The organism is Inhella inkyongensis (genome assembly GCF_005952805.1).
GTDB classification, from domain to species: Bacteria; Pseudomonadota; Gammaproteobacteria; order Burkholderiales; family Burkholderiaceae_C; genus Inhella; species Inhella inkyongensis.
On sequence record NZ_CP040709.1, the window covers coordinates 3,968,111 to 3,991,652 of the forward strand.

Sequence of the window (23,542 nt, forward strand, 5' to 3'; positions counted from 1 at the left end):
CAAATTTCGATTCATGGCCATTAGGCCTAGCGCCAACATCGAACTTGTGTTGTTTTGCTACTTCGATAGCACGCCAAAGGAGACAGTGAACGTCCTGGGGCGCCACGGTGAAAGCCCTGCCCCAGCTGACCCCGCCATCCATGATGCGCGCGCGTATGCTGACCGGTGGCCTTCCGGCCCCCTCACTCCCTTCATCAAGCGCCATGCAGCTCGCCGGTTTCACGCTTCAGGATGTGATCCACACGCTGGGCGAAACCGTGGTCAGCAGCGCCGTCACCACCCAGGGCGAGCGGGTGGTGCTGAAGGTACTGGACAGCGAGCAGCCGGCCCCCGAGATGGTGGCGCGCTGGCACCACGAGTTTGCGGTGCTGCAGTCGCTGGACTCGGAGTGGGTGATCAAGGCGCGCAGTCTGCGCAGCGTGGGCCGCCGCCTGGTGCTGGTGCTGGAAGACTTCGGGCCTTACAACCTGGCCCAGCTGATCGAGCGCCAGGTACTCGATCTGGGCGAGCGCCTGAGCCTGGCCATCCAACTCACCGAGGCCCTCAGCGATGTGCATCAGCAGCACCTGATTCATGGGGACATCGCCCCCAAGAACGTGCTGGTGGACCTGGCCCAGCTGCGCCTCAAGCTGTGCGACTTCGGCCTTTCCACCCGGCTGGACCATGAGGCCCGGCGCGGTGCCGACGCCTATCTGCGCGGCACCCTGGAATACATGGCGCCTGAGCAGACCGGGCGCACCAATCTGGATGTCGACTACCGCTGCGACTTCTACTCGCTGGGGGTGACGCTCTACGAGCTGTTTTGCGGCCAGCTGCCGTTCCGCGCCAAGGATCCGATGGCCCTGCTGCATGCGCAGCTGGCCATGCTGCCTCCGCCCCTGCACCGGATGGATCCGACCATCCCCGAGGCGCTTTCCGAGGTGGTGCAGCGCCTGCTGGCCAAGAACCCCGACGAACGCTACCAAAGCAGCTACGGCCTGCGCCTGGACCTGGAGCGCTGTGCCGCGGCACTCAAGGCCCGGGGGCATATCGAGCGCTTTGCGCTGGCCAGCGCCGACATCCCCGAACGCTTCAGCGTGGCCCAAAAACTCTACGGCCGCGCGACCGAAACCCAGACCCTGCTCGATGCCTTCGAGCGCGTGGCCAATGGCCGCACCGATCTGCTGCTGGTGGCCGGCGGATCGGGGCAGGGCAAGACCGCGCTGATCAGCGAGCTGCACAGCCCCATCGTGGCGCGGCGTGGCTACTTCTTGCGCGGCAAGTGCGACCAGTACCGCCGCAACCAGCCCTACGCCGCCCTGATCCAGGCCTTTCAGCCGCTGATGCAGCAGCTGGCCGTCGAGGGCGAAGAGCGCCGTCAGTACTGGCGTGATCATCTGGGCCGCGCCTTGGGCGAACAGGCCGGCGCCGTGACGGCCATCGTGCCCCAGCTGACCCTTTTGATCGGTCCGCCGCCCCCGCTGGCCAGCCTGCCCGCCGCCGAGACCGAGCGGCGCTTTCACATCGCGTTTGCGAACTTTGTGCGCGCCCTGGCCGCGCGCACCCACCCGCTGCTGATCTTTCTGGACGATCTGCAGTGGGCCGATGCCCCGACCCTGCGCCTGCTGGAACACCTGCTGCGGGATGAAAGCAGCCGCAGCACCCTGATCGTCGGCGCCTACCGCGACAACGAGGTGGACGCGCTGCACCCGCTGTCCGTGTTGATCGCCGCCCTGGAGTCCCGCCGCGGCACCGTGCAGCGCTTGAACCTGGGCCCGCTGCCGCCTGACCAGGTGCGCGCCCTGATTGCCGACACCCTGCGCGCCACACCGGCCCAAGTCATGCCGCTGGCCGAGCTATGCAGCGAGAAGACGGCCGGCAACCCCTTCTTCCTCGGACAGTTCCTCCACAGCCTGGTGGAGCAGGGCGACATCCATTACGAGCGCAACGCCGGTGCCTGGCGCTGGCAGGTGGAAAAGATCCGCCAGCGCGGCATGACGGACAACGTCGTCACCCTGATGCTGGCGCGCCTGCGCAGCCTGCAGCCACCCACCCAGCAACTGCTGGCCCAGGCGGCGCTCCTGGGTCAAGGCTTCAGCCTGGGTGACTTGATGGGCCTGAGCGAGCTGGGCGCCGCCGACTGCGCCAGCCGCCTGTGGCCGGCCCTGCAGGCCGGCCTGGTCCTGCCACTGGACGAGAGCTACAAATTCGACCAGGTGCCCGCGCTGCTGCCGGGCGCGCGCTACCGCTTCCTGCACGACCGCGTGCAACAGGCCGCGCACGAGCTGACGCCGGAAGACCAGCGCATGGCCTTGCTGCTGCACTGTGGCCGCCGCTTGCGCGATGCCGGCAGCGCCGAGGCCCGCGAGGAGCGGCTGTTCGTGCTGGTGGATTGCCTGAACCGGGCGCTGCCGCTGATCACCGACGCCACCGAACGCGAGGGCCTGCGCACGCTCAATTTGCGCGCCGGCCTGCGCGCCAAGGCCGGCAATGCCCATGCTGCGGCGGCCGAGCTGCTGCGTCAGGCCCTGGCCCTGCTGCCCGAGCAAGCCTGGCAGCGCCTGCCCGAAGAGGCCTTGAGCATTCACCGCGAGTTGGCCGAGGCCGAGTACCTGGCTGGTCACTTCGAGGCCGCCGAAGCGCTCTATCCGCAGGCTCTGGCGGCCTGCCAGGACGCGCTCGGACGGGTCAGCCTGTGCGGGGTGCAGGCCGATCAGTACCTGATCCAGGGCCGCTACGCCGACGCTCTCCCGGTGCTGCTGCAGGCCCTGGCGGAGTTGGGCCAGCCCTTCCCGGAGGATGACGCAGCCGCCTTCGCCGCCTTCGCCCAGGAGTTCGCACAGACCGAAGACCTGTTGGCCCGCCAGCCCTTGGACGCCCTGCTGCAGACCGCTGAGATGCAGGCCCCGGCGCAACTGGCCCAAATGCGTCTGGCCTTCGCGCTGTCCTACGCCAGCTACCAGACCGGCCGTTTCGGCGCCTTCCTGCTCAACGCCTGCCGGATGGTGCGCACCACCCTGCAACACGGGCAGTGCGACCTCAGCTGCGTGGCCTATGTGGCCTACCTGACAGCCATGTCGGCCGCCAAGACGCCCTATCCGCGCATCTACGCCATGGGCCAGCTGGCGCTGCGCCTGGCCGAGCAGCGCGACAACCGCTACTTCCGCATCACCGTCTACCAGTACTTCGCGCCCTTCTACCAACACTGGGGCGAGCCGCTGGCCAACACCTTGCCGCTGCTGGACCGCGGCCTGGAGATGGGGCAAGACGGCATCAACCCACTGTCGTCCGGTTTCTGTGCGCTGCTGCGCGCCGTCAATCGCTTTGTGCAAGGCACGCCGCTGGACGAGTTGGAGGTGGAATGCGAACGCGGCCTGCGCTTCCTGCAGCGCAGCCAGCAGCCGGCCATTGAGGCCATGCTGCGCCAGGGCGTGCTGCAGCCCGTGCTGGCGCTGCGCGGCCGCAGCACCGACGCGCTGAGCTTTGACAGTGCCGACTGCAGCAGCAGCGACTTCTTTGCCGGCGACTACCGCACGCCCTCCATCCCGCTGGCGCTCTACAGCTCGGCCCGGCTGCGCCACGCCTATTTGATGGACGACCCGGAAGGCTGGCGCCTGTGCGCGGCCAACCTGCCGCTGATCGCGCAGTGCATGCCCGACAGCCCGACCTGGGTCGAGGCCTGCTTCTTCGTCGCCCTGGGCCAGCTGCGCGCGGGCTTCACCGCACCCGAGCTCGACGCCACGCAGACCCCGACCTGGCTGGCGCAGTTCGAGCTTTGGGCGCAAGGCTGCGAGGCCAATTTCCGCCACAAGCAGTTATTGATCGCCGCCGAATGGGCGCGCGTAAGCGGCGACGAGCGTGCCGCCATGCGCCACTACGCCCAGGCCATCGAAGCCGCAGCCGAGGCCGACTTCCCCTGCCAGGAGGCGCTGGCCAACGAGCTTTATGCGCAGTTCTGGCGCGCCCAGGATCAAAAGCAGCTCGCCGCCCAGTTCATCCGCGAGGCGCACTTCCACTACCGGCGCTGGGGCGCCCTGGCCAAATGCCGGCAGGTGGAGGAGCAATGGCCGCAGCTGGCTTTTGGCGTGGCGGCACACCGCCGCGCCGGCAGCAGTCTGGCGGCCAGCAGCAGTCTGCACGGCAGCAGCCTGCGCATCGGCACCGACCCGGTCGGCCAACTGGACCTGCAAGCCCTGCTCAAGGCCTATCTGGCGCTCTCGCAGCAAATCCAGCTGGGCAGCCTGCTGGACCAGATGCTGAGCCTGCTGCTGGAAGCCGCCGGCGCCGAGCTGGGCGCCATCGTGCGCGCCGACGAGGGCGTGCTCATCCTGGAAGCCCTGGGCGGCGGCCGCGCCGGCCAGGCGCTCGAGCATCAGCGCCTGAACCAGGCCCTGGTGCAGCAAAGCGATGTGCTGCCCCTGGCCTTGCTGGAATTCGTGCAGCTCACCCGCCAGACCCTGGTGGTGAACCAGCCCGCCCAAGACCCGCGCTTTGCCCACACCGGCTATCTGCGCCGGCACCAACCCAAATCGGTGCTGTGCATGCCGGTGCAGGCCCAGGGCCGCCTGGTGGCCCTGGTTTATCTGGAAAACAACCTGCTGGAAAACGCCTTCACCACCAAGCAGCAGCAGACCCTGGAGCTGCTGTGCACCCAGGCCGCCATCTCGCTCGTCAACGCCCGTCTTTACGAGAGCCTGGAAGAGAAGGTGGCCCAGCGCACCGAGGCGCTGCGCCTGATGAGCATGAAGGATGGTCTGACCGGCATTGCCAACCGCCGCGCCTTTGACGAGCGCCTGGCGCTGGAATGGCGCCGCAGCCAGCGCCACGAGCATCCGCTCAGCCTGCTGATGGTGGACATCGACCACTTCAAGCAGTTCAACGACCACTACGGCCACCTGGAAGGCGACGCCTGCATCCAGACCGTGGCCCAGGTGCTCAGCCTGGCCGGCGCGCGCGGCACCGATCTGGTGGCGCGCTATGGCGGCGAAGAATTCGCGCTGCTGCTGCCGCAGACCGACGCCGCCGCCGCAGCGCTGATTGCCCAAGACTGCCTGAGCCGCCTGGCTGCCTGCCGCATCCCCCACGCGCGCTCCAGCGTCAGCTCGGTGGTGTCCATCAGCATCGGCATCAGCACCCTGGTGGCCCAGGCGGACAGTCGCCCCGAGACCCTGATCCGCAGCGCCGACCAGGCCCTCTACCGCGCCAAGCGCGAGGGCCGGGCGCGCTACTGCCAGAACTCATAAGGCTCCCCGAGCCCCTCGAGTTCCCAGAGGGTGAAGGACCGGGCGCAGCCCGGCCCTGTAGGCGGTCAGATGGAGATGCTGTTGGGGATCTGCGAAGGCAGCTGGAAGGGGTAGTCCACCGGGCGGGCCTGGTTGCGCCGGCGGATCTCGATCTCGGCCAGGGCCAGCGCATCCTGCAAATCGGCCACCAGGGGCTGCACACGCGGGTCCTCAAAGTAGGGCACGCGCGGGTTGCTCTCGTAGTGACCGAAGCGGTCGTACTGCACACCGCTGAGCAGGTACTCGAAGGAGAAGGTGTACAGGCCCACATCCAGCGGGGGGTACCAGGCCAGGCAGTCCTTCTCGTCCGTCAGCACCTGGCTGCGCGTGGGGGCCGGGCTGTAGATCGTGCCGGCCACACTGGGCATATAGGACATCAGCGGGTACTGCGCATAGTTCACCGCCGCGTGCTGCGGGCCGGCGGTGTAGATGATCTGCGCCACCATCTCGATCAGGTAGTCCAGGCTGTCCAGGCGCCAGGGCCGTGCGGGGTCGCCCGTCGGCGTCAAACCGCCCAGACCTTGGAAGCCGCAGTACTGCGGCGCGGTCAGCTCATGGATCCAGCCCTGCAGCTCGGCGTCCGAGCGCACGTCCTCGTCACTGCGGTAGTAGCAGCGCAGATAGCCCGCCACAAAGCGCTTGATGGCGGCCCACAGCAGCAGGGTGTCATCGCGGAAGGCGAACTGCGGCAGCGCTTGCAGGCCGCGCAGGCGGAACACGCGCTCGGGGTTGTTCTCGTCCCAGCGCCAGGCGCGGTGGGCCTCGCCCACCAGGCGCAGGGTGTCTTCGATGGCCGGCCCCACATTGGTGGCCACCACGCCGCCCGGAATGATCAGGCTATGGATGGCCGAGTCGTTGATGTTGATGGTGAAACGGAAGTGCGGCTTGAGCAGCTTCAGCAAGGGGTGCTGCAGCGCCAGCTGGCGGTGCGCGGCCACCACCATGGGCTCGATGATCAGATGGCAGTCGCCCAGGTGCGCGACCGACTCATGCTGGATCGCACACACCACATTCACAAAGTATTTGGCAATGCGCCACTTCAGGCCCTTGGGGTCGTTGGCGCTCGCGCAGTCATTGGGCGTGAACAAGGGCGCGGCTTCGGGGTCGTGGGCCTGCGCCAACTGGATGGCGATGGGCTGCAGCACGCCATCGGGCTGGGCCGGGTAACCAGCCGGCGCCTGCGGATTCCAGTAGAACAAAGCGATGGGCGCCGCCATATAGCGCGGCTCGCCGTGCACGGGGTCGGCCTTGGCGCCTTCCAGCATGGCGTAGTCGCACACATAGAGCCGGTGCGCGCGGGCGGCCTGTTCCAGCGTGATATGGGCATCGCCCAGCACGCCCTGCAGGATGGCGTCGGTGATCGGGAACTTGCGCTGCAGATCGGCCAGCCGCACCGCTTTGCCGGCTTCGGGCTCGGCTTCCAGCACCACCCCGCGCAGATTGGTGGTGTTGAAGCCGGCCGTCTGCAGCCAGCCAAAGAACCAGTCCTGCTCGCAAGGCTTGCGACCATCCTGCGGCATCCAAGGCTGAGGCGCGATGGACAGCATCAGCGGCTTGGGCAGCGAGACAAAGAGCTTCTCGTAATCTCCTTCAGTCTGCGCCTGCAGGTAATTGCGCCCATGGCTCTCACTCAGCATGTCGAACAAGGTGTTCTTCAGGAAGGCCGTGGGGCCGTTGGCAATGAAGTCGTCGAACACCTGCTTGAGGCCGCTGGCCATCTTGGCCAGGTCCCCGGGGATGCGCACCAGGCCTTCGAGCGCCTTGGGCAGATCGGCCAACGCGTGGATGAAGGCCTCAAACTCCTTGATGTCGCGCAGCGGGTGCAGCAGGCTGAAGTCCTGCTTCATCTTGTCGTAGGCGGCGCGCACCGCCTCGATCTGCGCCGTCGGCAAATCGCCCTGCAGCTCGCGTTCCAGCAGCATCATCACGGCGCTCTTGAAGTTCTCCGCCAACGGCACGAAGACCTGCAGCACCTTGGCCTCGTAATCCAGGCTGAATTTCTCTTCGCTGGGGAGGTCGGCCGACAGCGGCACGGCCTCCAGATAGCTGCGCATGTAGTTGTATTCGGTGCGCGCCAGCGACAACTGAAAGGCACGCGCCGACTGCTGTTCGGCGCTGTCCTGCTGCGGCAGGGTGGGGGTCTGGGCGGGGGTGAAGGCGAGAGTCATGGGCGGATCCTCTGAGCAAGGGCTGCATTGGAGCGGGCCTCTGGGCCTGGCTCTCTCCTGGAAACCCCCGGGGCGGGAAGCGTCCACCTGCCCCAAAGGGCAGGACGGGCATCTGCGGGTCGACCGACAATTTCCAGGCCACCCCATCGCCCCACCGTGAACCTCCTGCTTGTTGATGACCACCCCCTGTTCGGCCTGGGCTTTTCCCATGCGCTGGAAAGCGCGCGGCCGGGCCTGCGGGTGCAGCACGCCCTCACCTTGCAGGAGGGACTGGCGCGGGCCGCCCGCGAGCCGCAGCTGGACTTGCTGCTGCTGGACTACCGGCTCGGTCTGGCCGAGGGCGCGGACGGCCTGCAAGGCCTGCTGACATTCGGACGCCAACATCCGCTGCTGGCACGGGCGCTGATCTCCGGTGACGAAGAGCCTTGGCTGGCGCAGCGCGCCCGCGCCGCGGGCGCCGCCGGATGCCTGGGCAAGTCCGCGCCGGTTCACCAAATGCTGCGGGCCATCGACACCCTGATCGCCGGGGGCGAATGGTTCCCCGCCAGCCCCTCCTCGCTTGCGCGCGCCGGCCCGACTCCCAGACAACTGGCGGTGTTGCAAGGCATCGCCAAGGGCAGTTTGAACAAGCAGATCGCGGATGACCTGGGCATTGCGGAGCGCACGGTCAAGTTGCATGTGACCGCACTGTTCGAACAACTGCAGGCCCGCAATCGCACGCATCTGGTGGTGCGGGCCCGCGAGCTGGGTCTGCTTTGAGCACCCCACACACCGATCCGGAAACCCTGGACCTCCAGCTGCGCAGCACCTGGCTCGCGGCACCGGCCAGTGCCTTCCCCGCCGTGCTGAGTTCGGCGGTCCTGCACCAGGCGCTGGCGCCATCGCAGCGTCCCTGGTTGTGGATCTGGATCGCGGCCTTCCTGCTGCTGACCCTGGCGCGCCTGGCGGCGGTGTGGCGGTGGAGTCGTCAGCCCCTGAGCCCTGAGCGCGCCCAAAGCTGGTGCGGCCCCTGGTTGGCCAGCACGGCGCTGCATGCGGGGCAATGGGGCGCCCTGGGCGCCTTTGCCGCCTGGCTACCCGCTGGGCCGCAGGCCATGCTGGTGGAGTCGGTGCTGCACATCACCCTGGCCGCCGTGGCCCTGGGCGGTGCGCTGCGGCTGCAGGGCTTCGAGCGGGTGCTGCTGGCCCATGTGGTCCTGGTCCTGGCACCGCTGGGCCTGCGCGATGTGCTCGCGGCCGATCTGGCCCATGCGCTGATGGGCGGCCTGCTGCTGCTGTTCGGCTTCTATGCGGTGGTGCAAGGCCAGCGGCAGTCGCGCCTGATGCGCGAGATGCGGGAACAGCGCCAGCGCACCCAAGAGCTGGTGGAGGCCCTGCAGCGCGAGTACCAGCACAGCGAGGCGGCGCGACAGCGCGCCGAAGCGGCCACAACGGCCCGTTCGCGCTTTTTCGCGGCAGCCAATCACGATCTGCGCCAACCCCTGCATGCCCTGGGCCTGCTGGCCGAATCCCTGCAGCAGTCGCGCTCCCTGTCCGAGGTGCATCGGGTGGCGGGCCATCTGACCGAGTGCGTCGAGGGCATGGCGCAGGTGGTGGATGACTTGTTGGAAGTCACGCGCCTGGACCTCGGCCAAGTCCAGGTCCAGGGCGCACCCACACCGCTGCGCGCCCTGGTGGAGGACGCCTGCCGGCCCTACCGGGCACTGGCGCGCATCAAGGGCCTGCAGCTGGCGCTGGACCTTCCCGAGGTGGCCGTCTACAGCGACCCCACCTTGCTGGCACGGGTGATCGCCAACCTGGTCTCCAATGCCATTCGCTACACCGCCCAGGGGCAAATCGACGTGCTGGGCCAGGTGCAGGAGCAAACGCTGGTGCTGAGCGTGCAGGACACCGGCATCGGTATCGCCACCGAGCACTTGCCCCGCCTGTTCGACGACTTCTTCCAGGTCGGCAATCCGGAGCGCGACCGGCGGCAGGGCCTGGGCTTGGGCCTGGCCACCGTGCGGCGCCTGTGCGAGTTGCTGGCGATCCCCATCGAGGTCCACTCAACGCCCGCCGTGGGCAGTCGCTTCAGCCTGCGCCTGCCGCTCGCCACCCTGGCGCCGCTCGACCCACAAGCAGCAGCGCCCGGCGCCGCGCCGCCGCGCGCGCTGCAGGACCTCAGGGTTCTGGTGGTGGACGACGATCTGAACAGCCAGCGCGCCTTGAGCGAGCTGCTGCAGACCTGGGGTTGCAGCGTCCAAATCGCCGCGCAAGCGGCCGATGCCCAGGCGCAACTGGATGCCGGCTTCGCGGCCGACGCCCTGCTGGTCGATCTGCGTCTGCCGGGTGAGCAAAACGGCTTGGAATGGCTGCGCTCGCTGCAGGCAGCCGGCTCGGCACGGCCCGCGCTCTTGTTGACGGGCGATGCGGACGAGGCCAAGCAACTCGCGGCGCAATCGCTCGCCTGGCCGGTGCTCGTCAAGCCTGTGCGTCCGGCCGCCCTGCGGGCCTTCCTGGGCCAGGCCCGCATCGGTTTGCCGGGGCTTCGGGCCTAAGGAAGCGCTGACTTCCATGGAGGTGAACAGGCCCTGCCCCTTCGGGCAGCCTGCCCTTTCGGACACTGGTGGCCGTGTCAGAGGCCCTCAAGAATGGCCGCCACTTTCACTGCGCCGCGCACTGCGCGACGGCCTCGGCGGACATGGGCAAGGACCTCGACACCTGGTTGGCGCGCGGCCACAGCTGGAGCTGGCGGGGCCGGCGCATCTTTGTGGCCAAAGGCGGGCAGGGCGCAGCCCGACTGCTGTTGCACGGCTACCCCACCGGCTCGTTTGACTGGGCGCCGCTCTGGGCTCGACTGACTCAAAGCGGACAGGTGCTGGCGCCTGACTTTCTAGGACTGGGCTTCTCCGACAAGCCCCTGCATGCCAGCTACGCCCTCGGCGATCACGCCGACATGGTGCTCGACCTGCTGCAGGCCCACGGTGTCGACGAAGTGAGCCTGGTGGCACACGACCTCGGGGTCAGCGTGGCACAGGAACTGCTGGCGCGCATCCAGGAGGGCGCCTGCGCGCTGCGGGTGCGGGCCGTGGTGCTGCTGAACGGCGGCCTGTGCCCGCAGGCCTATCGGCCGCGCTGGATCCAGCGCCTGCTGGCCTCACCCCTGGGCGGGTGGATCGGCCCGCAACTCTCGCGCACCGCCTTCGAGCGCACCGTGCGCGGCCTCTTTGCCACACCGCCAGAGCCCGACCTGCTGGACGACTTCTGGACCTTGCTGGAGCACCAGCAGGGTCGGCAGGTTGCGCACCGCGTCGGCGCCTTCTGGCGCGAGCGCCTGACCCTGCAGGAACGGCTGCTCAAGCCCCTGCTGAGTCCACAGTGCCCGCCGCTGCGACTCGTCAACGGGTCGGCCGACCCCAACTCCGGCCGCCACATGGCCGACGCCTTCCTGAGGCTGCGCCCCGACACCGACCTCGTCCGACTGGAGAGCGTGGGGCACTGGCCGCAATGGGAAGCGCCGGAGGCCGTGTGGGCCGCGCTGGGCCCCTTCTTGACCACCCACCACTGAGCTACCCACCCCGGAGTCGCCCATGCAGACCGAACCCATCCCCAAGTCGACAATCCCTCGGCCACAAGCTGGCCACGGCCCCTGTCGGACTCCCAGCCGCCGCCGCGCGGTATGCACGCGAGCCCTGCCATGACGGCCGCCGCCACCGTGGCCATCACCCTGGTGCTGCTGGCCGTGCTGCTGACCGGCCTGTCGCTCCACGTGTCCCGCCTGCGCCTGCGCCACCGCGTCAGCTTCGGTGACGGCGGCCACAAGGACCTGTTGGCCGCCATGCGCGCCCATGGCAACTGCCTGGAGCAGAGCACGCTCTTCGGGCTGCTGGCCCTGGCCTTCGCGCTGCTGGCTCCTGGCGCCAGCACCGCCCTGACGGTCTGCTGCGCGCTCTTCCTGCTGGCCCGCGCCGTGCACGCCTGGGCCCTGTTCACACGCCGTTTGCCGCTGCGTCAGGGCGCCCATGGGCTGAGCCTGCTGGCACAGATCGGGCTGCTCATCCTGCTCTTGGGGCATCTGCGATGAAGACCCCCCTCGCCACCTTGCTGGCGCTGTCCCTGTCGCTGTACACGCCCCACAGTGCCGGCGAGCCCAACAGCGCCGGCGACTACCTCGTGTTGGCCGAGGACGCCGAGGGCGTCGACACGCAGTTGATGACCCTGGCCCAGGTCCATTGGGACTACATGGACCGCTTCGCCGACCGCTTGCTGTTCCGCGGCCCCTTGCTCTCGGCCGACGGCCGGCGCCATGCCGGCAGCTTGCACCTGATCCGCGCCCCCAGCGCAGCGTTTGCCCAGCGCTTCGCGCTGGACGAGCCCTATCACCGGGCCGGTCTGTTCGCCCGTGTGCAAGTGCTGCGCTTCCACAGCCACATGGCGCCGCTCGCAGACGTCGCCCGTGCCGCCGACGCCCGCTCGCCCAGTGCCTTTGTGCAAGCCCACTGGCCGGCCCGGGACTGCCCGACGCCGCCACCCAGTTCCTTGGCCAGCCCTTGGTGGTTGCTGGGCTTCGTGCTCGCCGCTGACGGCCGCTGTGAGGGCATGGCCGGCGTGCTGCCCTTGCCCCCCGAAGCCGCACGGGCCACCGCCGCCGAATGGTTGCTGGCCCAGGGTCTGAGCACGCACACGCTGCGCGCCAGCCGCTGGCGGCCCGGCGGTCGGCGCTAGACCCCATCCAACCCCGTCCCCCCACCAGAAAGGAAGCCACATGCTTTCCCGCGCCACCCTGACCTCGCTCTCGCTCGCCCTCTTGATGAGCGGCTGTGCCTCCACCCTCGTCGGCAATGACGTGATCGTCCAACGCACCGCCTTTGCGCTGGGCGTGAGCGCCGCCGACATCACCATCAGCAACCGCGGCGACGAAGGCGGCTCCACGCGCTACCAAGCACGCACCCGCTCGGGCCAGGAATTCAACTGCTCGCTGGGCGTGGTGGTGAGCGTGCTGGGCCGGCAGGTCACTGACGCGGTTTGCAATAAGAAGGGCGAGCCGCCGCGCAACCCCTTGCTGCGCTGAGTCCAGCCGTCGGCGCCGACCCTTCAGCCCCCCAATCTGAAGCGCGGCAACAGGCGCTGCGCAAGCGCTGAGGCCTCGTCCTCTTCCTGCACCGAGAAGGGCGGCGCCGGTCGATCAAAGCGCATGGCCGCATTCATCGCCGGCAAGATCTTGCGCAGCACCAATTGCTTGAGCAGACGCTGATAGCCCAGCTGCTCACCGCGCGGCAGACCCAGATCGGCCAGCGCCAACACCGGCACCGCCAGGGCCTCGCCGCGTTCCGCATCGGCCCGCAACGCCCGCAGCGCCAGCGCGCGCTCGCTCTCATTGCGCTCCTCGCGCGGCAAGGTCTTGTAGAGCGCCAGACCGGCACCGGGCAGCTTGGCCTCGAAGGCGCGCTGGGCCAGGGCGCGGTGCTGGGCCAGCAAATCCGGGGTCAGGGTCTGGCACAGGCGCTGGGTCAGGCGCTCGCGTTCAATCCACTCCGCCCGCACCTCATCGGCCACCTGGATCCGGTACTTCGGGTGCGTGCCATTGAGTGCCGCCTCCACGTCGAACTCGGGCTTGCACTGGGCGATCCAGTTCGCCGCCTCCAGCGCCTGCGCCGCGTCCCCACTGTCCAGCGCACGCTGCACATGCGGGCCATACCCCTCCGAGCCGATCTTGGCCGCCGGATCCGAGGGGGCTGCGACGCTGGCGACCTGCGCGGGGGCTCGCGCCGTCGTGATCCCTGAGGCCGGGCTCGCAGCGGACGCAGGCAGCAACGGCAGCGGCCGCGCGCCGGCAGGGCGCTCAACCCCGACTTCAATGGGCTCGGCGACCGGGCGCCACTGCAGTGCCAGCCCTGCGGCCAAGCCCAGCAGTGCGAGCACCGCGCCGCCCCACACCCGTCCTCGCGCACCGCTCATCCCGGCCCCCTTGAAAAAGGGCCGGGATGCTAGCCGCCCGCCACGCCCGAACATTTGAAACACAACAGCCTCTTGCACGAAACGGGACTGAAACGGCGCGCTTTGAAGATTCGTTCCGTCCCAGCCGAATCGCAAGGCCCAAGAAAAACAGGTACGCGACGCGGCTGGGCCTACCAACCTAAACCTTCCGGAGCCCATCATGACCAAGCCACTGACCCTGACCAACGCCACCGCCCCCGCCCGTTTCGACCTGGCCCACACCGGCCTGAGCGAGGCCCAACTCAAAGGCATCGCCGGCGCCCGCCCGGGCGAAAAGTCGCCGCGCGTCACCGTCGCCGACGTGACCGTCTGCTGCTGGGGCTGAGCCTCAGGCCCCCACCTCTTTTCCTCTCATTTCCTCTCATTCAAGGACCTCATCATGAACACCACCAAGACCCTGCCCGCCCGCTTCAACCTGGCCTCCACCGGCCTGAGCGACGCCCAACTCAAAGGCATCGCCGGTGCCCGCCCGGGCGAAAAGTCGCCGCGCGTCACCGTCGCCGACGTGACCGTCTGCTGCTGGGGCTGAACCTCAGGTCCCCACCTCTTTTCCTCTCATTCAAGGACCTCATCATGAACACCACCAAGACCCTGCCCGCCCGCTTCAACCTGGCCTCCACCGGCCTGAGCGACGCCCAACTCAAAGGCATCGCCGGTGCCCGCCCGGGCGAAAAGTCGCCGCGCGTCACCGTCGCCGACGTGACCGTCTGCTGCTGGGGCTGAGCCTCAGGTCCCCACCGCTTTTCCTCTCATTCAAGGACCTCATCATGAACACCACCAAGACCCTGCCCGCCCGCTTCAACCTGGCCTCCACCGGCCTGAGCGACGCCCAACTCAAAGGCATCGCCGGTGCCCGCCCGGGCGAGAAGTCGCCGCGCGTCACCGTCGCCGACGTGACCGTCTGCTGCTGGGGCTGAGCCCCCATCACCCCGGCCAGGAGCTTGAGCATGAACACGACCGTTCCCTTGCTGAATGGCGTGAGCGGGGCTCAACGCCCTTGGCCGCGCCGCATCCGCCCCGTGCTGCAGATGGAACGTGCCGACTGCGGCGCCGCCTGCCTGAGCATGGCCCTGGCCGCCCATGGAAAGCATCTGCCGCTGGCGCAGATCCGCACCATGTTGGATGGCGGTCGCGATGGCGTGACCGCCCTGGACATCGTGCGCACGGCGCGCAGCCTGGGCCTGGACGCCAGCGGCCACGCAGTGCCCACCGCCCATCTGGGCGAGCTGCCGCGCGGCAGCATCCTGCATTGGGAAGGCGGCCACTTCGTGCTGCTGCTGCGGGCCGACGCCCGTGGTGCCCTGATCCTCGATCCGGCGCGTGGGCGTTGCCATGTGGACGCCACCACGCTTTGCGCCTCCTATTCCGGCACGGCCCTGGTGTTCAGCCCCGGGCCGGGCTTTGTGGCCGACGGCCAGCCGCAGCGCGGCGGCCTGCTGGGCCTGGCGCGCCTGGCGTGGCGCTCCGGCCAGTGGGCGCAGATCGCACTGGCTTGCCTGGCCCTGCAGGCTCTGGGCCTGGGCCTGCCCTTGCTCACCGGGGCCTTGGTGGATCAGGTGATCCCCACTGCCAACCACGACCTGGCCCGCCTGCTGGGGCTGGGCGCACTGGGCCTGGTGCTCGCTCATCCGCTGGTCGGCCTGCTGCGCGGGCGCCTGCTGCTGGACCTGCGCGAACGCCTGGATGCCGACCTGGGCCGGCGCCTGATGGGCCATCTGATGCGCCTGCCCTATGGCTTCTTTGTGCGCCGCACGGCGGGCGATCTGATGATGCGCCTGCAGGCCAACTCGGTGGTGCGCCAAGTGCTGAGCGCGGCCCTGCTCTCCGGCCTGATGGACAGCAGCCTGCTGCTCAGCTACGCGCTGCTGCTGGCCTGGGCCTCGCCGGGCATGGCCCTGGCCGTGGCGGTGCTGGGCGCGTTGCAACTGGCGATCTTCCTGGTCACGCGGCGGCGCCGTGCGGAACTGCTGAGCCGTTCCCAGTCCAGCCAGTCGGCCCGCGCCGAGTACGAGTCCCTGCTGCTGGCCAATATGGAAACCGTCAAGGCATCGGGGGCCGAGCGGCGCGTCGAGGCGCAATGGCATGCGCTGTTCGACACCGCCCTGGCCATCGAGCGCCAACGCGGCTGGATGGACGCCATCCTGGAAGCCCTGAGCGCCGCATTGCGCACAGCCGGCCCTCTGCTGCTGCTGTTCTACGGCGTGGACCAAGTGCTCAAGGCCCAGCTCAGCCTGGGTCAGATGCTGAGCCTGAATGCGCTGGCCGTGGGGGCATTGGCGCCCATCGCCGGCCTGGCGGCCACGGTGGGCCAGCTCGGCCTGCTGGGGGCCTATATGGAACGCATCAACGATGTGCTGCAGGCACCGCCCGAGCAGCAGCAGGGCCAGGCTCTGCCCAGTGCGCCGGTCCTCAGCGGTGCGCTCAGCCTGCGCGGCGTGGGCTTTCGTTTCTCGCCGCTGCGTGAGGAGGTCTTGCAGCAGATCGATCTGCAGGTCCAGCCCGGCAGCTTTGTGGCCGTGGTCGGGGCCTCTGGGGCGGGCAAGTCCACCCTGGCACGCCTGATGGCGGGCCTTTATCTGCCCAGCAGCGGCGAGCTGCGCTTTGACGGCCACGAGATCCGCAGCCTGGACCTGGGCAGCCTGCGCCGCCAGGTGGGCGTGGTGTCGCAGCGGCCCGAGCTGCTGGGAGCCAGTCTGCTCGATGCCCTGCGACTGAGCGCCCCACAGGCCACGCTGGAAGACGTGCAAGCGGCCTGCCGCCAGGCGGCCATCCACGACGACATCGCCGCCCTGCCCATGGGCTACCAAACCGTGTTGCATAGCGGCGGCGCCACGTTCTCGGGCGGGCAGATCCAACGCCTGGCCCTGGCCCGCGCCCTGGTGGCCCGCCCGCGCATCCTGGTGCTGGACGAAGCCACCAGCGCCTTGGACAGCCTGTCCGAGCGCCATATCCAGACCGCCCTGGCCACCCTGCGCTGCACCCGCATCGTGCTGGCCCACCGCCTGAGCACCATCCGCCATGCGGACCAGATCGTGGTGATGGAAGCCGGGCGTATCGTCGAGCAGGGTCGGCATGAGGAGCTGATGCAACGCCAGGGCCACTACGCACGCCTGATGGCGGCCCAGAACGACACCGCTGCCGCCCCAGAAACCGGAGCTCCGTGATGCACGCCTCGACCCCTTCGAACGACTGGCTGCGCGCGCTCTGGGCCCGCGCCAGCACGCTGGATGAGCGCCTGAGCGGCGCCTTTGTGCCCCAGGCAGGCGCCGAAGACGAAGCCGAGCAACGCTGGGCCGCCTGGCTGCATCTGGCCGCCGAAGACGACCCCCAGCGCATGGCCCGTCGCCTGCGCTTTGACGGCCTGCAGGAGACCGAGGTGCGCCGCCTGCTGGGCCGCGTGGGGCCCCGCCCCGAGCAAGTTCTGCCCCCGGAGTTCACCCTGGTGGCCGAAGCCCTGGGTCCCTGCGAGCCTGCGGCGGACACGCAGCTGAGCACCTTGCGTCCGCAGCTGCCCTTTGCCGAGGTGTTGGCACCCTGGTTGCTGCGTGCCCAGCAGCGCCTGGACGCCGCGCTGGCCGGCCAGCCGGTCGCCTCCGTGCCCGCCCTGCGCCTCGGCTGCTTGCGCGGCCTGGCCGCACGCCTGTGCGAGTTCAGCGGCCCCAGCCTGGCGGCTTTGCTGGAAGCACAACGCGCCGCTCAGCCCCAGGGCTGCTACGCCCGCGTGCTGCAGCAGGCCGCCCAGCCCGACTTCTGGATGGAACACGCCGCCATGACCCGCTCCATGGCCCTGGCGGCCCTGCATTGGGTGGCGGCCAGCGCCGAGCTGCTGCTGCGCTGGCAGGCCGATGCCCCGGCCCTTGAGCAGCGCTTCGGGGCCGCTGCCGCGGGCCAGCCCGTGGGCCTGCAGACCGGCCTGGGCGACCCCCATCGCGGCGGCCGCGAGGTGGCCCGGTTGGACTTCGCCAGCGGCCTGTCGCTCTATTACAAGCCACGCCCTCTGAGCCTGGACCAGGCCTTTGCCGCCTTGCTCGAGCAACTGCGCCAAGAAGGCGCGGCCGACGACTTGCAGCTTCCTGCCACCTTGGCGCGCGCCGACTACGGCTGGGTGCAGGGCGTGGTGGCGCAGCCGGTGCACGAGGCCGCCCAGGTCGAGCGCTACTTCGAGCGCGGCGGGGCCCTGCTCTGCCTGGCCCATCTGCTGGACATCACCGACATCCACTCGGGCAACGTCATCGCCGTGGGCGAGCAGCCGGTGCTGATCGATCTGGAGACCGTCTGCCACCAGCGCGCCCGCGACCTGGAAGAGGACTACTCCGACGCCGAACTGCGGGCCCGCCAGACCCTGGCGGCCTCGGTGCTGGGCTGCGGCCTGCTGCCCGATGCGCGACAGGAGGGCGAGCTCTGGGTCGAACTGGGTGGGCTCTCGCCCGGTGACGGCGCGCTCACGCAAGCCCGCCAGTCGCACTGGGTCGATCTGGGTCAGGACAGCATGCGCCGCGAGTTCCAGCCCCTGACCGTGGGCGATGGCGCGCACCAGCTGATGTTCCAGGGCCGACGCGTGGCCGTGCGCGAACAGGGCGCTGCGCTGCAACGCGGCTTCGAGCGCATGGCCCGCCATGCCATGGCGCGGCGCCAAGCCTGGTGCGCGCCGGGCGGCGTGCTCAGCGGCTTTGCCCGCTGCGAGGCCCGCTTCATCTTTCGTGGCACCCTGGTCTACACCGCGCTTCTGAACCGCCTCAATGCCCCCGAACTCTGCCAAGAAGGCGTGGACCGCAGCCTGCTGATGGAGGCCCTGGCCCGCCCGCTGCTGAACCGCGAACAGGCACCCAGCATCTGGCCCCTGCTGGCCGCCGAACGCCGGGCCATGGCCCAGGGCGATGTGCCGCACTTCCACAGCCCGGTGGACCAGGCCGTGCTGCACCTCGACGGCCATGCGCCCATCAGCGGCTACCTGATGGAGGCCGGCATGCAGCGCCTGGTGCAACGCTTGCAGGATTTCGGCGAGCCCGACCTGCGCCGCGAGCTGGACTTCATCGCCAGCGCGCTGCTGCGCCCGCTCGACGCCGCGCAGCCCCAGGCTGACCCGGCATCCGCCACCCCTGCCACGCCCGCTGAACTGGACGCCGCCGCCCTGCAACGCGCCACCCAGGCCCTGGGTGACGAGCTGGCCGCACGCGCCATCTGGGGGCGCGACGGCTCCGCCACCTGGATCCAGCCGCGCCTGGTGGCCGAAGAGAACCGCATCGGCTGGCAGCCCCTGCCGCCCTGGCTGGGCGAAGGCGTGGCCGGCGTGGCGCTCAGCCTGGCCTATCTGGAGCAAGGGCCGGAGGGCCAGCGCTTCCAGGCCCTGCGCCGTGCCGCCCAGCGCCATCTGGCCCTGGGCCTGACGCAGCTGGACGAGCAGCCCCTGGGCGGCATCAGCGGCGCCCCCTCGGTGGCCTATGCGCTGGCGCGCATCGCCAGCCTGTGCGGCGACCGCAGTGCCCTGCAACTGGCCGGCGCCGTGGTGCAACGCATCCCCCTGAGCGCCCTGGCCGCCGACGAAGTGCTGGACCTGGCTGGCGGTGTGGCCGGCACCCTGCTGTGCCTGAGCAGCGTGCGCGAAGTAGCCGAGGCCCAGGGCGATGTAGCCCTGGCCCAAGCCTGCAGCCTGCGCATCCAGGCCTGTGCCCTGCGTCTGGAGCAGGCCGGCGCCGCCGGCCCCATCCCCACCGTGGCCGGCAAGGTGCTCACCGGCCTGTCCCATGGCCAGTCCGGCTTTGCCCTGGCCCTGGCGCGTCTGCGCCCCGCTGAAACCGGGCCGGCACTCCAGGCCCTGGGCCGGGCCGCGCTGGAATTCGAACGGCAGGCTTTTGAACCCGGCGCCCGCAACTGGCGCGATCTGCGCCCCAGCGCCAGCAGCCCCTGCGCCTGCGCCTGGTGCCATGGCGCCCCCGGCATCGGCCTGGTGCGCGCCGTGCTGCGCGCCCAGGGCGAGCCCGGTGTGGAGCAAGACCTGCAGCACGCCGCCCGCAGCACCCAGGCCGAGCCCGACGCCGCGCTGGACCATCTGTGCTGCGGCAACTTCGGTCTGGTGGCCTGCGGCCAAGACCTGGCCGAGGCCCTGGACGACCCACACCAGCAAGCCCAAACCCGCCAACGCGCCGCCCGCGCCATCGCCCGCGCCCAGGCCCAGGGCGGCTACCGCACCCTGGCCGGCAGCCCCAGCACCCTGCAAAGCCTGGGCCTGTTCACCGGCCTGGCCGGCATCGTCTACGCGCTGCTGCGACTGGACCGCCCCGACCTGCCCAGTGTGTTGCGGCTGCAATAAGGAGAGGGGAGCTGGCTAACAATGCGCACCCATGCTGCGCTATCAAACCCTGCCCGTCACCGCCTTCCAACAAAACTGCTCCCTGGTCTGGTGCGACCAGACGAACGAGGCCGCGCTGATCGACCCAGGGGGTGAGATCCCGCGCCTGCTGGCCGCTGTGAAGGAGCGTGGCTTGACGCTCAAGGCCATCTGGCAGACCCACGCCCACATCGACCATGCCGGCGCCACCGGCCAGCTGGCGCGCGAGCAAGGCCTGCCCATCATTGGCCCGCACCCGGGCGATCAGTTCTGGATCGACGGCCTGCCGCAGCAGAGCCAGATGTTTGGCTTCCCGCAGGCCGAGCACTTCACGCCCACGCGCTGGCTGGCCGATGGCGACACCGTGCAGCTGGGTCAAGAGACGGTGCAGGTGCGCCACTGCCCGGGCCACACGCCCGGCCATGTGGTGTTTTACAGCCCCACGGCGCAGCGTGCCTTTGTCGGCGATGTGCTGTTCGCCGGCTCGATCGGCCGCACCGATTTCCCGCAGGGCAATTACGAACAGCTGATCGCCTCCATCACCCAGCGCCTGTGGCCCATGGGGGATGAGACAGTCTTCATCCCCGGCCACGGGCCGGAGAGCAGCTTTGGCGCCGAGCGGCGCAGCAACCCTTTTGTGGCGGACGCGGCGCTGCGCGGGCGCTGAGGCCGCTTCCGACCGCAATCCGCAACCCCGACTGGGCTCAGGGCAGGCGCGCAATCAACTCGTAGTAATGGGCTCCGCCCTCCGCGCGAATGCGCAGCTCCCCGGCAATGCCCAGCAGCTCGCCCTGGCCGGATCCGGGCAGGATGGGCGCGCGCAGCTCCGGCAGGCCCTGGCTCAGCAGGCCCAGTTGGGCGACGGCAAAGGCACCGCTGCGGCCGTGCAGTCGGCCCCGGAAGACCTCCAGGGCCACATAGCCCGCCTCGCCCTGGCGCGGGTGCCCGGCCGACAGCATCTCGCCCACGGCCTCCCCCTCCAGCGCGCCGCGATACTGCTTGCGAAAGCCGCGACGCTGCAGGGCGCCCTCGCCCCAGGTGCTGGCTGGGTCCAACTGGATCTCGAACAGTCCTTGTGCATTCAGTTCTTGAGGCATGGCGGCTGAGCTGGCCAGCGCGGCACAGCCGGCCAGTGCCAGGCGCCGCGTGATCGATTGATGGAAGGTCCACATGCCGGCATGCTCGCCCACGCCCGCCCCGCCGTCTTGTCAAAACCCGACCTTGGATGCGCGCGCCCTCTTGAGTGGCCCGAAGGGCCTGCGCCTGCGCCGCTATCCGGCCAGCGCCGAGCTCTCCCCGTGGATCGACTTCCATTGGCTGATCGACTGGGACTTGCCGCCGGGCCAGGTGGAGCAACAGCAGGTGCTGCCCTTTCCGCATCCGCATCTGGTCTTTGAGGCCGGCGCCACCGCCTTGCATGGCGTGGCGCGGGGGGTGTACACGCGCAGCATGCAGGGCAGCGGGCGCGTCCATGGTCTGCGCTTCTTTGGCCTGCGCAGCTGGCTCACGCAGCCCCTGCTGGCCTTCAGCGACAGCCAGACCGATGCTTCACCCTGCCTCGATCGTCCGGTTCCCGAGGCCGAGGCCTGGGTTCTGCAGACTCAGGAAGACGCCGAGGCCGTGCGCCGCGCCGAGGCCCTGCTGCTGCCGCAACGCCCACCCCTCGATCCCTGGCTGCCCCGGCTGCGGGCTTTGATCGACACCGTGCAGCAAGACCCAGGGCTGATCCGCGCGCAACAACTGCAGGCGATCTTGGGGCTTTCCGAGCGCGCGCTGCAGCGGCTGTTTGCCGACTACCTCGGGGTCACGCCGAAGTGGCTGCTGCAACGCGCCCGCGCCCAAGACGCGGTGCAGCGACTGCGCGCCGCAGATTGCCCACCCTTGGCCGAACTGGCGCTCGAACTGGGCTTTCATGACCAAGCGCATTTCACCCGCAGCCTGCACCGCTTGGTGGGCTTCACGCCGCAGCAACTGCGCCGCAGAGGCAACTGAGCACGAGGTGCGCTGGCGCAGACGGATCGGCGCCGACCGCTCACTCCTTGGCCGTATACCGCCACCAATCCCGCGTGAAGGGGTGGCGGCGGTAGCCCTCCACGCCAGGCTGACTGAGGTCCACGCGCAGCGCATGGAAGTGCGGCAGATAGGGCTGGTAGGCCAGCATCAGGCGGTTGGCCGCGCGCATGGCGGCCAGGCGCTCGGGGCCGTCGGGCAGGGCGCGCTGTTTTTCGTAGGCGCGATCAAAAGCGGGCAGCACCAGACGGGCGTCATTGGCCTGGCCGGCGTTGGGGCCATAGCCCAGGGCCAGGAAGAAGTCGCCGTCGGGCTGGCTGGTGGTCCAGCTGTAGCTCCACATCTGCAAGGTGCCGGCCAGTGAGTTCTTGATCAGCTCGCCGAATTGGCCGGGCTCGAACACGATGCGCAGGCCAAGAAGCCGCATCTTCTTCAGCCACAGCTCGTTGATGGCGCGCTGGCGGCTGTCGGACAGACCCGCCAGGCGCAGGGTCAGGCTGCGGCCATCGGGGTGTTCGCGCCAGCCATCGCGATCCACATCGCGGTAGCCATAGGTGTCCAGCAGCGCCCGGGCGCGGGCCATGTCGCCACTGCCGGCCGCGCTGCGCAGGGTGGCATCGAAACCATAGACCGCCGGCACCAGCATGGACTGCGCCGGCACACCCTGACCCTTGAAGACGCTGCGCAACTCCTCGGTGTTGTCGTAGGCCAGCGCGATGGCGCGGCGCAGCGCCACGCGCTCCGGCTGCAGGCCGCCGATGTCGGGGTCCTCGCAGTTGAAGAAGGTGTGGCGCACGCTGGCATCCACCTGGGCCCGCGCCTGCACACCGCGCTGCGCCAGATAGGGCGCCAGCCGGCCACCGGGCATCACCGCCGGAGCCAGGGTGGGAGGCAGCTCCAGCACATCGATCTCGCCGCCATGGAAGGCCAGCCAGCGCGGCTGCTCCTCCAGGATCACATTGACCTCCACCGCGTCCACCAGGGGCAGGCGGCGGCCCTGCAAGCGCTTGAGCAGGGCCTGGTCTTCGGCGTTCAGATCGGTGGCCAGGCTGTCGAAATGCTGCTCGCGAAAGCGCGGGTTGCGCACCAGGCGCACCTGCGAGCCGCGCCGCCAGCGCTGCAACATGAAGGGGCCAGTGCCCACCGGGTGAGCGGGCAACTCGTCGTCGTAGTGTTCGACCACCTCGCGCGCCAGCGCGCCGGTGAGCCCCGGCACCGCAAAGAGCTGCACAAAGCGCGGCGCGGGGCGTGCCAGGCGAATCTCAAAGCGATAGCGGTCCAGCGCGCGCAAGCCCGCCACCGGGGCGTCGTAGTCCAGGCCGGTCTTGGCCTTCAGCGCCCGCTGGCGCAGTTCGCTCAGGCCCAGGATGCCGGCGTTCTCGAAATGGAACAGATGCTCGGTGGGGATGCGCGGGTCAAAAAAACGCTTGATGCTGTAGACGTAATCGGCCGCCACCAGCTCGCGCGGCTTGCCGCCGAAGGCCGGGTCATCCGCAAAGAAGATGCCGGGCTGCAGCGTGAAGACCCAGCGTGTGAAGTTCTCGCTGGCCTCGGGCAGGGCGGCGGCCGTCTGTGGCCGCAGCAGGGCCGGGCGGGCCAGGTAGTCGTAGGTCAGCGGGCTCTCAAAAATGTGCGCGTTGATGGTGACCGAGGTGCGGTCGGACACGCGCGGTGGGTCAAAGCCCACCTCGGCGATGTCGGTACCCACGCGCAGCACGCGCTCGGGCGCCGCGCTGGCCCAAGCCGGCAGCGGCAGCGCCGCGGAGGCCAGCAGATCGCGGCGACGCATCAAGCCGACG

19 protein-coding genes are annotated in these 23,542 nt (G+C 69.5%); 15 read left to right on the forward strand and 4 right to left on the reverse strand.

Annotated features, from left to right (window positions below):
* Positions 1–203: 203 nt before the first annotated feature.
* Positions 204–5,222 (forward strand): diguanylate cyclase domain-containing protein, encoded by a 5,019-nt coding sequence (locus FF090_RS18560; RefSeq protein WP_175423727.1) that lies wholly within the window; start codon positions 204–206, stop codon positions 5,220–5,222.
* 65 nt (positions 5,223–5,287) lie between these two features.
* Here the strand turns inward: FF090_RS18560 and FF090_RS18565 are convergent, their stop codons facing one another.
* Positions 5,288–7,429, reverse strand: coding sequence for a lipoxygenase family protein (locus tag FF090_RS18565; RefSeq protein ID WP_138858156.1), 2,142 nt, complete (start codon positions 7,427–7,429; stop codon positions 5,288–5,290).
* Between the two features lie 156 nt (positions 7,430–7,585).
* On the opposite strand from FF090_RS18565, the gene FF090_RS18570 reads away from it, so the two are divergent.
* From FF090_RS18570 to FF090_RS18595, 6 genes are all read left to right on the forward strand, one after another.
* Positions 7,586–8,188 carry a response regulator transcription factor gene (locus FF090_RS18570; RefSeq protein WP_138858157.1) on the forward strand — a complete coding sequence of 201 codons (603 nt, stop codon included), beginning with the start codon at positions 7,586–7,588 and terminating at the stop codon, positions 8,186–8,188.
* Entirely contained in the window at positions 8,185–9,966 is a 1,782-nt protein-coding gene (locus FF090_RS18575) for an ATP-binding response regulator (RefSeq protein WP_138858158.1), read from the forward strand. The genes FF090_RS18570 and FF090_RS18575 overlap by 4 nt, the downstream gene beginning before the upstream one ends.
* Positions 9,967–10,040: 74 nt before the next feature.
* Entirely contained in the window at positions 10,041–10,976 is a 936-nt protein-coding gene (locus tag FF090_RS18580; RefSeq protein ID WP_246071464.1) for an alpha/beta fold hydrolase, read from the forward strand.
* A gap of 129 nt (positions 10,977–11,105) precedes the next feature.
* Positions 11,106–11,492: an MAPEG family protein gene (locus FF090_RS18585; RefSeq protein WP_246071465.1), complete on the forward strand. Its 387-nt coding sequence runs from the start codon at positions 11,106–11,108 to the stop codon at positions 11,490–11,492.
* Positions 11,489–12,133: a YciI family protein gene (locus tag FF090_RS18590; RefSeq protein WP_138858160.1), complete on the forward strand. Its 645-nt coding sequence runs from the start codon at positions 11,489–11,491 to the stop codon at positions 12,131–12,133. Before FF090_RS18585 ends, FF090_RS18590 begins: the two co-directional genes overlap by 4 nt.
* A gap of 40 nt (positions 12,134–12,173) precedes the next feature.
* Positions 12,174–12,479 carry a hypothetical protein gene (locus FF090_RS18595; protein ID WP_138858161.1) on the forward strand — a complete coding sequence of 102 codons (306 nt, stop codon included), beginning with the start codon at positions 12,174–12,176 and terminating at the stop codon, positions 12,477–12,479.
* A gap of 23 nt (positions 12,480–12,502) precedes the next feature.
* Here FF090_RS18595 and FF090_RS18600 read toward each other — a convergent pair whose 3' ends face one another.
* Positions 12,503–13,366 (reverse strand): hypothetical protein, encoded by an 864-nt coding sequence (locus FF090_RS18600; protein ID WP_138858162.1) that lies wholly within the window; start codon positions 13,364–13,366, stop codon positions 12,503–12,505.
* A 199-nt stretch (positions 13,367–13,565) separates the two neighbouring features.
* On the opposite strand from FF090_RS18600, the gene FF090_RS19355 reads away from it, so the two are divergent.
* From FF090_RS19355 to FF090_RS18615, 7 genes are read left to right on the forward strand one after another with little or no spacing between them, the layout of a single operon-like run.
* A complete protein-coding gene (locus FF090_RS19355) occupies positions 13,566–13,730 on the forward strand; it encodes a hypothetical protein (RefSeq protein WP_175423728.1) in 165 nt (54 codons plus the stop codon).
* A 54-nt stretch (positions 13,731–13,784) separates the two neighbouring features.
* The gene (locus FF090_RS19360; protein ID WP_175423729.1) at positions 13,785–13,934 is read left to right on the forward strand and encodes a hypothetical protein; all 150 of its coding nucleotides are present in this window, start codon (positions 13,785–13,787) and stop codon (positions 13,932–13,934) included.
* A gap of 44 nt (positions 13,935–13,978) precedes the next feature.
* Positions 13,979–14,128, forward strand: coding sequence for a hypothetical protein (locus tag FF090_RS19365; RefSeq protein ID WP_175423729.1), 150 nt, complete (start codon positions 13,979–13,981; stop codon positions 14,126–14,128).
* 44 nt (positions 14,129–14,172) lie between these two features.
* Entirely contained in the window at positions 14,173–14,322 is a 150-nt protein-coding gene (locus FF090_RS19370; protein ID WP_175423729.1) for a hypothetical protein, read from the forward strand.
* A gap of 30 nt (positions 14,323–14,352) precedes the next feature.
* Positions 14,353–16,569, forward strand: a complete 2,217-nt coding sequence (locus FF090_RS18605) for a peptidase domain-containing ABC transporter (RefSeq protein ID WP_138858163.1) — start codon at positions 14,353–14,355, stop codon at positions 16,567–16,569.
* Complete coding sequence (lanM, locus tag FF090_RS18610) at positions 16,569–19,715, forward strand: type 2 lanthipeptide synthetase LanM (RefSeq protein ID WP_138858164.1); 3,147 nt, start codon at positions 16,569–16,571, stop codon at positions 19,713–19,715. Before FF090_RS18605 ends, lanM begins: the two co-directional genes overlap by 1 nt.
* Positions 19,716–19,746: 31 nt before the next feature.
* Complete coding sequence (locus tag FF090_RS18615; RefSeq protein WP_138858165.1) at positions 19,747–20,400, forward strand: MBL fold metallo-hydrolase; 654 nt, start codon at positions 19,747–19,749, stop codon at positions 20,398–20,400.
* Positions 20,401–20,437: 37 nt separating this feature from the next.
* On the opposite strand, the gene FF090_RS18620 is transcribed toward FF090_RS18615, so the two are convergent.
* Positions 20,438–20,905, reverse strand: coding sequence for a DUF3224 domain-containing protein (locus FF090_RS18620; RefSeq protein WP_138858166.1), 468 nt, complete (start codon positions 20,903–20,905; stop codon positions 20,438–20,440).
* 49 nt (positions 20,906–20,954) lie between these two features.
* Here FF090_RS18620 and FF090_RS18625 point away from each other — a divergent pair, with 49 nt between their 5' ends.
* The gene (locus FF090_RS18625; protein WP_175423730.1) at positions 20,955–21,725 is read left to right on the forward strand and encodes an AraC family transcriptional regulator; all 771 of its coding nucleotides are present in this window, start codon (positions 20,955–20,957) and stop codon (positions 21,723–21,725) included.
* A 40-nt stretch (positions 21,726–21,765) separates the two neighbouring features.
* On the opposite strand, the gene FF090_RS18630 is transcribed toward FF090_RS18625, so the two are convergent.
* On the reverse strand, positions 21,766–23,532 hold the full coding sequence (locus FF090_RS18630) for an ABC transporter substrate-binding protein (RefSeq protein ID WP_138858168.1): 1,767 nt from the start codon (positions 23,530–23,532) through the stop codon (positions 21,766–21,768).
* Positions 23,533–23,542: the final 10 nt, after the last annotated feature.